The sequence below is a fragment of the Falsiroseomonas stagni DSM 19981 genome, assembly GCF_900114315.1.
GTDB lineage: Bacteria > Pseudomonadota > Alphaproteobacteria > Acetobacterales > Acetobacteraceae > Falsiroseomonas > Falsiroseomonas stagni.
The window spans coordinates 80,878-94,383 of sequence record NZ_FOSQ01000013.1; the positions used below are offsets into that span (position 1 = coordinate 80,878).

General features: G+C 71.7%; 10 protein-coding genes. 8 read left to right on the top strand and 2 right to left on the bottom strand.

Annotation, left to right across the window (positions count from 1 at the left end; all coding sequences use genetic code 11):
- The first annotated feature begins 21 nt into the window (after positions 1 to 21).
- From BM041_RS24285 to BM041_RS24310, 6 genes are all read left to right on the top strand, one after another.
- On the top strand, positions 22 to 894 hold the full coding sequence (locus BM041_RS24285; RefSeq protein WP_092962504.1) for an alpha/beta fold hydrolase: 873 nt from the start codon (positions 22 to 24) through the stop codon (positions 892 to 894).
- A complete protein-coding gene (locus tag BM041_RS24290) occupies positions 894 to 3,272 on the top strand; it encodes a spermidine synthase family protein (RefSeq protein WP_092962505.1) in 2,379 nt (792 codons plus the stop codon). Before BM041_RS24285 ends, BM041_RS24290 begins: the two co-directional genes overlap by 1 nt.
- Complete coding sequence (locus BM041_RS24295) at positions 3,272 to 4,204, top strand: protein-L-isoaspartate O-methyltransferase family protein (protein WP_092962506.1); 933 nt, start codon at positions 3,272 to 3,274, stop codon at positions 4,202 to 4,204. Before BM041_RS24290 ends, BM041_RS24295 begins: the two co-directional genes overlap by 1 nt.
- A 120-nt stretch (positions 4,205 to 4,324) precedes the next feature.
- The gene (locus BM041_RS24300; RefSeq protein ID WP_092962507.1) at positions 4,325 to 6,277 is read left to right on the top strand and encodes an alpha/beta hydrolase domain-containing protein; all 1,953 of its coding nucleotides are present in this window, start codon (positions 4,325 to 4,327) and stop codon (positions 6,275 to 6,277) included.
- 61 nt (positions 6,278 to 6,338) lie between these two features.
- Positions 6,339 to 7,043, top strand: coding sequence for a DUF3047 domain-containing protein (locus BM041_RS24305; RefSeq protein WP_175534139.1), 705 nt, complete (start codon positions 6,339 to 6,341; stop codon positions 7,041 to 7,043).
- Positions 7,044 to 7,101: 58 nt separating this feature from the next.
- Positions 7,102 to 8,559 (top strand): MFS transporter, encoded by a 1,458-nt coding sequence (locus BM041_RS24310; RefSeq protein WP_092962509.1) that lies wholly within the window; start codon positions 7,102 to 7,104, stop codon positions 8,557 to 8,559.
- Between the two features lie 3 nt (positions 8,560 to 8,562).
- Here the strand turns inward: BM041_RS24310 and BM041_RS24315 are convergent, their stop codons facing one another.
- Complete coding sequence (locus BM041_RS24315; RefSeq protein WP_175534140.1) at positions 8,563 to 9,519, bottom strand: Bug family tripartite tricarboxylate transporter substrate binding protein; 957 nt, start codon at positions 9,517 to 9,519, stop codon at positions 8,563 to 8,565.
- Positions 9,520 to 9,844: 325 nt separating this feature from the next.
- Here BM041_RS24315 and BM041_RS24320 point away from each other — a divergent pair, with 325 nt between their 5' ends.
- Positions 9,845 to 10,786: an isocitrate lyase/PEP mutase family protein gene (locus tag BM041_RS24320; RefSeq protein ID WP_092962510.1), complete on the top strand. Its 942-nt coding sequence runs from the start codon at positions 9,845 to 9,847 to the stop codon at positions 10,784 to 10,786.
- Positions 10,787 to 10,884: 98 nt separating this feature from the next.
- Here BM041_RS24320 and BM041_RS24325 read toward each other — a convergent pair whose 3' ends face one another.
- Entirely contained in the window at positions 10,885 to 11,208 is a 324-nt protein-coding gene (locus tag BM041_RS24325; protein ID WP_092962511.1) for a chorismate mutase, read from the bottom strand.
- Between the two features lie 164 nt (positions 11,209 to 11,372).
- On the opposite strand from BM041_RS24325, the gene BM041_RS24330 reads away from it, so the two are divergent.
- A complete protein-coding gene (locus BM041_RS24330; protein ID WP_175534141.1) occupies positions 11,373 to 13,505 on the top strand; it encodes an ATP-binding protein in 2,133 nt (710 codons plus the stop codon).
- Position 13,506 lies beyond the last annotated feature (1 nt).

Below are 13,506 nucleotides of genomic sequence, written 5' to 3' on the forward strand. Positions count from 1 at the left end.
GCGGGGACAGGGGGAACGGGCATGGGCTTCGCCGGGGCGATCACACGGCGGGGCCTGCTGGCGGCGCCCTTCCTGCTCGCCACCCCCGCGCGGGCGCAGCCGCAGGCGACCAGCCGGTATTTCGTCGCCTCCGACCAGACGCGGCTGCATTTCCTGGAAGCCGGCGCGGGGCCGACCATCGTCTTCGTGCCGGGCTGGTGCATGCCGGCCTGGATCTTCACGCCGCAGATCGAACAGCTGGCGCAGCGCTACCGCGTGGTGGTGCTGGACCCCCGCGGCCAGGGGCAGTCCGACATCGCGCGGTCGGGCTATGAGCCGACCCGGCGCGGGCGCGACATCGCGGAGCTGATGCCGCATCTCGGCCCCGGGCGCGTGGTGGTGGCGGGCTGGTCGCTCGGCGTGCTGGACGTGCTGTCCTGGCTGGACCAGGCGGGCGATGCGCGGCTCGCGGGCCTGGTGCTGATCGACAATTCGGTCGGGGAGGGCGATCCGCCGGCGGCCGGCAACGGGCGCTTCCTGCAGAACCTCCGCGCCAACCGGGATGCCACGGTCCGGGGCTTCGTGGCCTCCATGTTCCGCACCCCGCGAGAGCCGGCCTATCTGGACCGCCTGGCGCGCGATGCGCAGCGCATGCGGCTGGAGGACAGCATCCGCCTGCTGTCCTACGCCCGGCCGCGCGAATTCTGGCGCGACACGCTCTACGCCACGCGCCGGCCGGTGCTCTACGCCGTCACGCCGCGCTTCCGCGGGCAGGCGCAGCTGGTGGCGCAGAAGCACGCCCGCGCCAGCATGGACCTCTACGAGGATGCCGGCCACGCGCTGTTCGTCGATGCCGCCGCGCGCTTCAACACGCGGATCGAGACCTTCATGGCGCGCGAGGCTGCCTTCACGTGATGCGCGCGCTGCTGCCGCTGTTCCTGCTCTCCGCCGCGGCTGTCGGCGTGGAGATCGCGCTGACGCGCTTCTTCGCCGTCGCGAGTTTCTCCGAATATGGCTACTGGGTGATCTCCATCGCCATGACGGGCTTCGCCGTCTCCGGCGTGGTGATGGTGCTGGGGCGCGACGCCTTCCTGCGGCGCGCGGCGACACTGCTGCCCGCGCTGCCCTTGGCGATGCTGGTGGCGGGCGCGGCGGGGTGGATCGCGGCCTCGGCCAATCCCTTCAACCCGCTGGAACTCCAGAATCCCGCGACGGCATGGCCGCAACTGGAAAACATCCTCGGCTACTACGCGGCGCTGTTCCCCTTCTTCTTCCTGGCGGGTCTCGCCGTCTCCCTGAACTTCGTGGCGCGGCCGGAGCGGATCGGGCTGGTCTATGGCTACGATCTGCTCGGCGCCGGCGCGGGGGCGGTGGCGGCGCTGCTGCTGATGCTGGTGCTGCATCCCTTCCTGCTGGTGCCGGCGCTGCTGCCGCTGCTGGCGCTGGCCACCGCGCTGGCCGGTGGCCGGCGGTGGCGCATCGCCGCCGTCACGGTGCTGGTCGCGGCGGAAGCGGCCGTCTTCGCCTTCGCCGCACCCGCGGTCAGCCAGTACAAGCCGATCTACGCGCCGCTGAACGTGCAGGGCGGCCAGGTGCTGGGGGAATGGACCAGCCCTCGCGGCCTCTACCAGCTGCTCGACAATTTCACGGAACGCCTCGACACCGACGTCACCAACAACGCCGGTTCCATGGGCATGCCGGCGCCGCCGCGCGCCTATGGCCTCTATCGCGACGGCAGCCGGATCGCGGCGCTGCCGATGCGGCTGCCGGTGGAGGCCGGCCACGCGCCCGGCGCGCTGGATGCCGCGCCCTATGCGCTGCTGGATGCGCCGCGCGTCCTGCTGCTGGGCGCCGCCGGCGGGTTCCGCGCCGCGGAGGCGCTGGCGCTGGGCGCCGCCCATGTGACGGTGATCGAGCCCGAGGCCGTTCTGCGCGACGCGCTGCGCCACGGCCTCGGCCCCGTGCCGGCGATGGCGCCGGATCCGCGCATCACGCTGTCGGACGCGCATCCGCTGCGTGCCGCGGGGCGCTTCGACCTGGTCGATGTCAGCGGCGATTTCCTCAGCGCCGATGACCAGAACCGCCACGCCTATACGCGGGAGGCGCTGGCCGCGCGCCTCGCGCAGCTGAACCCCGGCGGGATGATCTCCATCCCCGTCAGCATCCGCGAATTGCCGGCCTATGCGGTGCGGGTGATCGCCACCGCGCAGGCGGCGCTGCGCCTGGCGGGGGTGTCGGATCCCGGCGCGCATCTCGCGGTGATCCGATCCGCCTGGAACCTCCGCGTGCTGGTGGCGCGGGAGGCCTTCGACGAAGCGCGCGTCGCGAAGCTGCTCGATTTCGCGGAGGCGCGGAGCTTCGACCTCTCCTGGGCGCCGGGGCTGCCGCCGGGGCGAGAGGTCTGGAACGAGTTATCGGCCGTCTCGCTGGACAGCGGCGGCGTGGATAGCGGCAGCGGGTCCAGCGCGGATGCGGTGGCGGAGGAAGCGGCGGCGCTGCTGTCGGGCACGCCGCGGCAGGATGCCTTCGACCGCTCGCCGCTGACCGCCGATCGCCCCTGGCTCAGCCCGCTGGTGCGGCTTCCCGCCGTGGGGGCGGCGATCGAGCGGATGGAAGTGCTGCCGCAGCCGGAGATCGGGCTGCTGGTGAATGTCGCGGTGCTGGCGCAGGCGGCGCTGCTGGCGCTGGTCGTCGCCGGCCTGCCGCTGCTCGCGCGGGGATCGCTGCGCGTCCGCCCCGCCATGATGGGGCGCGCGCTGGTCTTCTTCCCGGCGCTCGGCCTCGGCTTCCTGATGGTGGAGATCGCGCTGATCGAACAGGCCGCGCTGCTGCTGGGCGACCGGACGGCGGGCTTCGCGCTGGTGCTGACGGCGATGCTCGTCTTCTCCGGCCTGGGCGCAGTGCTGGCCGGGCGCGTCGCGAATCCCGGGCGGGCGCTGCGAATCGCGGCGCTGCTGGCGCTGGTGCTCGGCGTCGGCGCCGCCTTCGTGCTGCCTGGCGCGGTGGCGGCGGCGCTGGACCTGCCCTTCGCTGTTCGTGCGGGGCTGCTGGTGTTGGCGCTGGCGCCGCTGTCGCTGGCGATGGGGATGCCCTTCCCGCTGGGGCTCGACCGCTTCCGGCAGGAAGGCGCGGCGCTGCTGCCCTGGGCCTGGGCGCTGAACGGGGCGTTCTCCGTGGTGGCCACGCCGCTGGCGAATCTCATTGCCCACGGAATCGGCATCGCGCCATTGTTGCTGGCAGGAGCGGCTTGTTACCTTGCCGTCGCCCTCGCCTGGCCACGGAGTTCCGCCTGATGACCGCCATCTCCCTCAGCCGACGCGCGCTGCTTGTCGCTGGGCTCGCCCTGCCCGCCGTGGCGCGGGCGCAGACGCCCGCCTGGTCGCCGGATGCGTTCAACGCCGCCATGCGAGCCTCCGGCCGCAATGGCGATATCTCCGCCGCCACCTTCCAGGCGGTCCAGCAGCGGAAGGCGCGCGCGCTGGCCGGCATCGAGAGCTACCTGAAGGCGCGCTTCCAGGGGGAGGCCGATCCGGCGGTGCTGCGCGCCTTCGCCGAGGTGCCGCGGGAGTATTTCCACTACAACTACGATGGCGGACGGCCCTCGCCCGGCGATGCCTATGAGAGCGAGGCCAAGCCCTGGTCCGTCGGCTTCGGCTCCGCGCTGTCCGATTATCTCGGCCAGGCCTACATGACGCAGGTCTGCGCGCCGAAGCCCGACCATGTGGTGCTGGAGATCGGCACGGGGTCCGGCTTCCAGTCCGCGCTGCTGTCGCGGATCGTGGCAAAGCAGTATTCGATCGAGATCATCGAGCCGCTGGGCCGCGGCGTGTCGAGGATCTTCGAGCCGCTGGGCTACACGAATGTCGAGACGCGCGTGGGCGACGGCTTCTTCGGCTGGCCGGAGGTGGAGGGCGGCTTCGACACCATCATCGTGACCTGTGCCGCGCAGTATGTGCCGCCCGCCATCATCCAGCAGCTGAAGCCTGGCGGGCGCCTGGTGATCCCGATCGGGCAGCCCTTCCGGCGCGGCCAGTTCCTCTACATCTACACGAAGGAGGAGGATGGGCGCGTGCGCAGCCGCAAGGATGTGGGCGTGTATTTCATCCCGATGACGGGTGCGATGATGAACCGCCCCCCGCCCCCCGGCACGCCCGTGGCGCCGGCTGGCGAGCCTGTCGCCCCCTCCCCCGGCCACGCCCCCCTCCCCCGCCGCCCGGCGGGCTGACGACGGTCCAGGAGGCTCTGCCTCCTGGCGGATGGGGTATGGGGAAGGCAGCGCCTTCCCCATTGCATCCCTGCCCGCCCCGCGCGAGCCTTCCCGCCAACCAGGGGAAGGAAATCGACCATGAAGCAGATCCTGTTGGGCGCCGTGGCGCTTGGCGCGCTTGCACCGGCCGCGATGGCGGAGGTGGTCCGGTTCGAGTTGACGGGCCCGCCGCGCCCCGCCCTCGAAGGCCGCAGCTTCGGTGCTGTCGGTCCCTATGTGGAGATCCGCGCGCGAGCGACGATCGCGCTGGACTCGGCCGACCCGCGCAATGCCGTCATCGCCGATATCGACCGCGCGCCGCGCAACGCGCAGGGGCGCGTCGAGGCGACGGCGGATGTCATCATCCTGCGTCCCGCCGACCTGTCCCGCGGCAATGGCACCTTGCTGGTGGAGCCGCCGAACCGCGGCCGGCGCATCATCACGCAGGTGCTGAACGACTCATCGGCGGCAGGGACGACGCGGCTGGAACAGGCCGGCGATGCCGGCAATGCCTGGACCTTCCGCCAGGGCATGACGCTGGCCTGGGTAGGCTGGCAGGGGGATTCGACGCCGGGGCCGCAGGGCATGAAGGTCCAGGTCCCGCGCATCGCCGGCATCACCGGCCCGTCGCGGGAGGAGTTCGTCTTCGACAACACCACGAACCCCGCCATCGGCACCCTGACCTATCCCGTCGCCGATCCCGCCAGCATCGTGCTGACGGTGCGCGCGCGGCAGGAGGATGCGCGCCAGACCCCCGCGGGGCTGACATATCGCCTGCTGGATGGCGACCGGATCGAGATCACTCGCCCAGCCGGCTTCGATGCCGGCGCGATCTATGAGATGACCTACACGGCCCGCGACCCGCTGGTGCTCGGCATGGGCTTTTCCGCGTTCCGTGACGTCACGGCCTTCCTGCGGCGAGAGGGATCGGATGCGAACCCGCTGGCGGTGAATGGCCGCAGCACCGTGACCGCCACGATGGGCATGGGCATCTCCCAGTCCGGGCGCTTCCTGCGGGACTACCTGCATCTCGGCTTCAACGAGGATACGCGCGGCCGCCCGGTCTTCGACGGGCTGGTGGCGCATATCCCGGGCAGCCGGCGCACCTTCATGAATGTCCGCTGGGCGCAGCCCGGGCGGAACCCGTCCGACCACACGGATCGCCTCTACGCCGCCGATCAGTTCCCCTTCACCTATGCGACGACGACCGACCCGCTGACCGGCGCGCGGGATGGGCTGCTGCGGCGCTGCCGCATCACCAACACCTGCCCGCGGGTCTTCCAGACCGATACGGAGTTCGAGTTCTGGGGCGCGCGCGGGTCGCTGACCTACACCGATGCCGCCGGACGCCATGTCGACCTGCCGCGGGAGGTGCGCGGCTACATGATGACGGGCCATCCGCACTACGCCGTGGCGCAGGCAGTCGCGAACCGCAACCCGATGTGCCAGATGTCGATGAACCCGCTGCAGGCCGGCGCGCCGACCCGGGCGCTGGTCGCGGCGCTGGAAGCCTGGGTGCGCGAAGGCGCGGAGCCGCCGGCCAGCCGCGTGCCGATGTTGGCGCATGGGACGCTGGTCGCCGCCGCGGACAACCCCGCCATCCCCGGCATGCCGCGCCTGACGTCCTGGACCCCCGCGCCGCTTCTGGACACGTCGAAAAACCCGCCGGCGGTGGTGGGCAGCTATCCCATCCTGTTCCCGCGCCTGGATGCCGATGGCAACGCCATCGGTGGCCTCCGCACCCCGGTGATCGAGGCACCGCGCGCCACCTATACCGGCTGGAACCCCCGCGCCGCGGGCTTCGGGGAAGGCGCGCTCTGCACCAACCAGGGCGGCGTCATCCCCTTCGCCGCCACGCGGGCGGAACGCCAGGCGGCGAATGATCCGCGCCCCTCCATCGAGGAACGCTGGCCGAGCCAGGCCGCCTATGTCGCCGCCGTGCGCGCCAGTGCCGAACGCCTCCAGGCCGAAAGGCTGCTGCTGGCGGAGGATGTCCAGGCCATCGTGGCGGCGGCGGAGGCCAATACGCTCGCCCGGCTGCCGGCGCGCTGAGGACGGATTACCGTTTGTTCACTCTTGTTTCAGGGAGTGGGACTGCGCAGAGTGGGCGGCAATGGATCGTCGGATTGCCGCCCTGGCCGTGTTGCTGGCCGCGCCCCTGCTGGGGGGCGCGGTCTCCCCAGGCCGCACCCACGCCGATGTGGCGGCACTGGGCTGGCGGAAGATGGAATGGCACGGCATCCGCCCCGCCGATTTCAGCGCCACGCCCTCGGGCGGCATCCGGGTCCGCGGGCGGGGCGAGGGCGGCTTCATCTTCCGGCCCCTCTCCGGCGCGGCCACCTGCCTGGCCTGGCGCTGGCGCGTGGATGCGGGGCCGCCGGTCACGGATCTGACGAAGCGGGGCGGCGATGACCGGGCACTCGCGATCTCCGTCGGCTTCGTGGAGTTCGGGCCGGCCGCCAGCTTCGTGACGCGCACGCAGCACGCCGTGGCGCAGGCCAGCGCGGGCGACCACCGCCTGCCGCGCAGCGTGCTGAGCTATGTCTGGGGTGGCACGGGGCGGGAGGTCGCCGCCGGCACCTTCTTCGCCAGCCCCTGGACCGGCGCCATCACCCGCATCCGCGTGCTGCGCCCCGCCGAGGCACCGCGCGGGCAATGGGTGGAGGAGAAGGTGGACCTCGGCGCCGATTGGCGGATCGCCTTCGGGGGGGGCGAGGTGCCGGGGTTGCAGGAGGTGGTGATCTCCACCGATGTCGAGGATAGCGGCGCCGCGGTGGATGCGCAGGTCGAGAACATCCGCCTGGTGCCCTGCCGGTAGCCGGGAACCGCCGGATACCGAAGGCGGTTGAACACGCCGGGTCAGGGAGGCCCGGCGCATGCGCGAGAGTTCCGCCCGTTCGGCCGATGGCAGCTTCGAGACCTCGGTCCCCGCCAGGCTGGACCGCCTGCCCTGGGACCGCTTCCACACGCTGGTCTGCGTGGCACTCGGCGTTACCTGGATCCTGGATGGGCTGGAGGTCACGCTGGTCGGCAGCCTGGCCGCCGCCATCGCCGCCAGCCCGAGCCTGCGCCTGACGGAAACCGAGGTCGGGCTGATGGCCTCGGCCTATCTGCTGGGCGCGGTGCTGGGGGCGCTGGGCTTCGGCTGGGCGACGGATCGGCTGGGGCGGAAGAAGCTCTTCACCGCCACCGTCGCGGTCTATCTGCTGGCGAGCATCGCGACGGGATTCGCCTGGGATTTCTGGTCGCTGGCCTTCTTCCGCTTCCTGACGGGCACGGGGATCGGCGGCGAATATGCCGCCGTGAACAGCGCCATCCAGGAACTGATCCCGGCACGGCGGCGCGGGCAGACGGACATCGTCATCAACGGCACCTTCTGGGCCGGCGGCGCGATGGGTGCCGTGATCGGCCTGGTGGTGCTGAACCCCGCGGTGGTGGACCCCGAGATCGGCTGGCGCGCGGCCTTCATCGTCGGCGGCGCGCTGTCCTTCGTGATCCTGCTGCTGCGCCGCTTCATCCCGGAAAGCCCGCGCTGGCTGATGACGCATGGGCGGCCGGAGGAAGCCGAGCGCATCGTCAGCGAGATCGAGCGTGGCGCCGAATCCCGCCATGGCCCCCTGCCGCCCCTTCAGCATGGCCCGATCCGCCTGCATCCCCGCGACCATATCGGCATCGTCGAGGTCGTCGGCATCATGTTCCGCCGGCACCGGGACCGCAGCGTGCTGGCGCTGGTGCTCATGGCCTGCCAGGCCTTCTGCTACAACGCGATCTTCTTCACCTATGCCCTGGTGCTGACGCGCTTCTACGCCGTGCCGAACGAGCATGTGGGCTGGTACATCCTGCCCTTCGCCATCGGCAATTTGATGGGCCCGCTGCTGCTGGGCCGGCTGTTCGACACCATCGGACGCCGGCCGATGATCACGGCCACCTACGGCATCGCCGGCGTGCTGATGGCCATCACCGGCTTCGCCTTCGCGCAAGACTGGCTATCGGCGGCCAGCCAGACCGCCTGCTGGACGGTGATCTTCTTCTTCGCCTCCGCCGCGGCGTCGGCCGCCTATCTGACGGTCGGCGAGAGCTTCCCGCTGGAGATGCGCGCCATGGGCATCGCCGTCTTCTACGCCTTCGGCACCGGCATCGGCGGCGTGGTCGGCCCCGCGCTGTTCGGCTGGCTGATCGAGGGCGGGCAGCGCGTGGACATCATGTGGGGCTACCTGTTCGGCGCCGCCCTGATGATCCTGGCCGCCATCACCGAATGGCGCCTGGGCTTCGCGGCGGAGGGCAGGTCGCTGGAGGAGGTGAGCGAACCCGTCTCCGCCCGCGCGCGGCCCTGATCCTCAATCCACCTTCACATTCGCCGCCCGCACCACGCCCGCCCATTTCGTGATCTCGCTACGGATGAAGGCCGCGAAATCGGTGCGGTTGAGGAAGGTGGCGGTGAAGGCCTGGTCGGCCAGGCGCGCCTGGAAATCGGGCTGGCGGAGCACGCCCTCCACCGCCTGCTCGATCCGCGCCGCCTGGGCATCGGGCAGGCCGCGCGGGCCGAGCAGGCTGATCCAGCCCACGGATTCGTAACCGGCCACGCCCTGCTCCGCGATGGTCGGGATCTCCGGGAAGAAGGGCGAACGCTCCTTCGACGTCACGCCGATCGCGCGCACGCGGCCGGTGCGGACCAGATCCGTCACCGCCGCCAGCGTGTCCGACATGAAGGGCACCTGGCCCGCGACCAGATCGGCCAGCGCCGGGCCCGATCCGCGATAGGGCACATGCGTCAGGTCGGTCCCCGTCAGCGTCTTGAACAGTTCCACATTCAGATGCTGCGTCGTGCCATTGCCGGAGGAGGCGTAGAAGATGCCGCCCGGATTGGCCCTGGCCCGCGCGATGAGGTCCGGGATGCTGCGCACGGGGAAGTCGTTGTTGACGATGAAGAGCTGGGGGACGCTGGCGATCAGCGCGATCGGCGTCAAATCCCGCAGCGTGTCGTAGCCGAGCCGCGGAAAGAGGCTGCCCGCGATGGTGGTCGGCCCGCTGCCGCCCATCACGATGGTGTTGCCATCCGGCGCCGCATTGGCCGCGTATTCCATGCCGAGCGTGCCGCCCGCGCCGGCCCGGTTCTCCACCACGACGGGCTGGCCGAGCGGGCCCTGCAGGCGCTCCGCCAGCAGCCGCATCAGGATGTCGCTGCCCTGGCCCGGCGGGAAGGGCATGATGATGCGCAGCGCCGCACGGCCCTGGGCGTTCGCCAGGGCGGGCGTGGCAAGGGTTGCGGCCAGCAGCAGGCGGCGGGGGATCATCGGCGGTCGTCCTCGGGCAGCTTCTGCCGCGCAGCATGGACCCAAGCGGCGCCGTCGCAAAACCGGGAAAACCCCTGTCTTCCGCCCCGCCCCGGGCGCGACTAGCTTGTATCCAAGTGATCGTTTGAGAATGCTGGCGGCTGAGGGTTCGCGAGGGATTTTTCGGCCCTGGCAGGAGCCGGGCGCGGCCGATGCTGGTTGCATCGGCAAGCCGGGCATCATGCCGCAGGCGTGCCTTCGGCACGAGGCCAGGGGCGGAAAAACCCAGCGAAACCGACCCGCCAGTGTTCTCAAACGGTCACCAAGTCCCTTCGGAGAGAACGCCATGCCCGACGACGCGCCCCTGCCCGCCGGCCCCACCTTCCCCATCGGTCTGGCGGAGGCCACCGGCCGCAACCGCCGGCTGCGCGAATTGCTGGCGGGGCCGGACCTCTTCCTCGCCCCCGGCGCCTTCGACTGCGTCGGCGCAAGGCTGGTGGAGGCCTCCGGCCATTCCTGCCTCTACATCACCGGCGCCGGCATCTCGATGTCGGCACTCGGCGCGCCGGACGTCTCCGCCCTTTCGTTCGGGGAGATCCTGGACCGGATCCGGCGCATCTGCGACGTCGTCTCCATCCCCGTCATCGCCGATGGCGACACGGGCTATGGCGGGCCGCTCAACGTCATCCGCACGGTGCGGGAATATGAACGAGCCGGCGTCAGCGGCATCCAGATCGAAGACCAGGAATGGCCGAAGAAGTGCGGCCACGAACCCGGCCGCAAGCTGGTCTCGACGCATGAGATGTCGATGCGCATCAAGGCGGCGGTGGAGGCGCGGCGGGACCCCGATTTCGTCGTCATCGCCCGCACTGACGCCCGCGCCGGCGAAGGGCTGGAAGCCGCCATCGAGCGCGCCCGCGCCTATCGCAACGCCGGCGCCGACGTGATCTTCGTGGAAAGCCCGCAGAGCGAAGCGGAACTGGTCGAGGTCGGCCGCGCCTTCCCGGACGTGCCGCTGCTGGCCAACATGGTGGAAGGCGGCAAGACGCCGATCCTGCCAGCGGCGCGACTCCAGGAACTGGGGTTCCGGCTGGCGATCTACCCGAACGCGCTGACGCGGCTCTTCGCCAAGGCGGGGCTGGAAGTGCTGGCCTCGCTGAAGGAAACCGGCTCCTCCAACGCCAGCGCGGGGCGGATGCTCAGCCATGGCGAATTGTGGACGCTGTTCGACAACGCCACCTGGCGGGGGCTGGAGGATCGGTACATGGGGACCAACACGAAGGTCTGAGTGATTCCGGGGAAGGCGCTGCCTTCCCCGGACCCCTACCGCCAGGGCCGTGACGGCCCTGGACCGTCCTCAATCAGGATCCACGCCGCTCCGCGGCGCTATGATCCACGCCGCTCCGCGGCGATCTCCCCATGCTGGCGCACCACCTCCGCCATCACGCGCCGGATGAAATCCTCGGCGAAATCGGCGTCGAGGCCCGCACGATCCGCCATGCCGCGCAGCTTGGCGACCTGCGCTTCCTCACGCGACACATCCACCGGCGGCAGGCGATGCACGGCCTTCAGCACGCCCACTTCCCGCGTCACGCGGAAACGCTCGGCCAGCATATGCACCAGGGCGGCGTCGATATTGTCGATGCTGCGGCGCAGTCGCCAGAGGTCCTCCGGGACGGCGTCGCCCGCGGGGGCGGTTTCTTGGGGCATGGGCTCTCGGCCGCCTTTCCTGGCATTCTTCGGTCACGCAAAAAACGCCGCCCGCGCCCGGAAGGCAAGGGTCGCGCCGCGACGGTCGATGTTTCACCCTGGCTAACGGACGAGTCACAGAACCCGACCTAATGGTGCAACCCCAGATGGTCCACACAGGCACCTTGCCCCGGAGACGGCGATGGTCGGCATTCCTTGCCGGCTGCGCCGGGCTGCTCGCCCTGCTGCTGCTGTGGTCCGGGGCCGAGACGATCGGCGAGCATGTCGAGAGCGATGCGCTGGAAGCCGCGCAACAGCGCGCCGACGCGATCGCGGAAGTCGCCAGCCAGTTCGCCCAGCGCGCCCTGGCCGCGGCGCGGGACGCGCAGGCCCTGGCCGGGCACTGGGCCTCCCATCGCGCGCCGGAGGAAGCCGCCATCCGGGCGGAGGTCGCGACGCTGCTGGCCGACCACATCGCGCAATCCGGCGGCGCCATCGCACGCGTGGCCATCGCCGATGCGGCCGGCACCGTGATCTGGTCCTCCGCCGCGCGGGAAGGGTCGGTCGCGGACAAGCCCTGGTTCCGGGCCCATACCGCATCCGCCGGGCCAGCGCGGGTGAACCCCACCATCGGCACCGCGCCGGCGGATGCCGCCCTGCCCGGCTGGACCATCCCCGTCTCCGCCCGGATCGAGGCGCCGGGCGGCGGCTTCGGCGGCGTCGTGGTGGTGGCGCTTGATATCGGCGGCCTGGAACAGGCCCTGGCCGGCCTGGCGCACCGCCCCGGGGAGGTCGCGGCGATCCTGCGGCAGGAAGGCGACCTGCTGGTGCGAAGCGCGGGGACGGCCCGGCTGGTCGGCCAGGCCCTCGTCACCGAACGGGCGCGGGCGGCGCTGCTGAACGGCGAAACCACCCCCTTCCGGAGCCACAGCCCCCTGACCGGGGAGGAGGTGATGATCAGCCTGCGCACCGTGCCCGGCGGCACCATGCTGGCGCTGGGGTCCGCGCCGCTGGGACCCGACCTCGCCTATGCGAAGCGGGTCCATGCCTGGGCGCGCGTCGCGGCGCTGGTGGCCTGGGGCGCGCTGGTGCTGCTGCTGCTGGCGGGCTTCGCCGTGCTGCGCGGGCGGAACGACCGGCGCGAACTGGCCGCGCAACAGGCCGGGCGGGCGGAGATCGAACGCCTGCTGGCCGGGCTGCCCGCCATCGTCTTCCTGCGGGAGGTCGGGCCCGATGGCACGGCCCGCCACCTCTACCGCAACGGCGACAGCGCGGCGGTATCCGGCTGGCCGGAGGAGGCCCTCCCGCGCCGGCAACCCTGGGCCGACCTCGCCGATCCCGAGGCGGATTTCGAGGGCATCTACCAGCGGGCGCTGGTGGAAGGACAGGCGGTGATGGACTGGCGCATGCGCCAGCCCGATGGCGGCTGGGCCTGGATGCGCAGCACGCTGCGCCTGCTGGAACGACTGCCCGACGGCCGCGGGCTGGTGGTGGGCTACATCGTCAACATCACCGCCGAACGGGCGGCGGAGGCCCGCGCGCTCGCCGCCTCCCGCCTCGCCTCGCTGGGGGAGATGGGGGCGGGGCTGGCGCATGAATTGCGGCAGCCGCTGACCGCCATCTCGCTGGCCGCCGGCGTCGCCGTCATGGCGGCGAAGCGCGGCGACAACGACCGCGTGCTGCAGCGGCTCGACCGCATCCTGGACCAGGTGAAGCGGGGATCGGCGATCATCGACTACCTGCGCCGCTTCGCCCGCGGGCGGGAGGATTCGGAAGGGCTGGTGCCGGTGAACCTGGCGGATGCCGTGAACGGCGCGCTGACGCTGTGCGGCGGCGCGCTGGCGGAAGCCGGGGCGGAAGTGCTGGTGACGCTCGGCCCCCCGGCGCCGGTGGTGCTGGGCCATGCGGTGCCGATCGAGCAGGTACTGCTCAACCTGCTGTTCAACGCCCGCGATGCGGTGGCCGCGCTGCCGCCGGGGGCGCCGCGGCAGATCGCCATCACCACCGCGGTGGAGGACGGGATCGCGCGGCTGACGGTCGCCGATACCGGCGGCGGCATCCCCCCGGCGGTGCTCAGCCGGGTCTTCGAGCCCTTCGTCACCACCAAGGGGCCGGACCGCGGCGCCGGGCTGGGCCTGTCCATCTGCCACGGGCTGATGCGGTCGATGGGCGGGGGGATCGTGGCGGAGAATGCCGGCGCGGGCGCGCGCTTCACCCTCTCCCTCGCCATCGCGCCGGATGGCGCGGCGGATGGCGCGGCGGATGGCGCGGCGGATGGCGTCACCGAGGATGCGGCGACGCCAGGCGCGCCGGGATAGG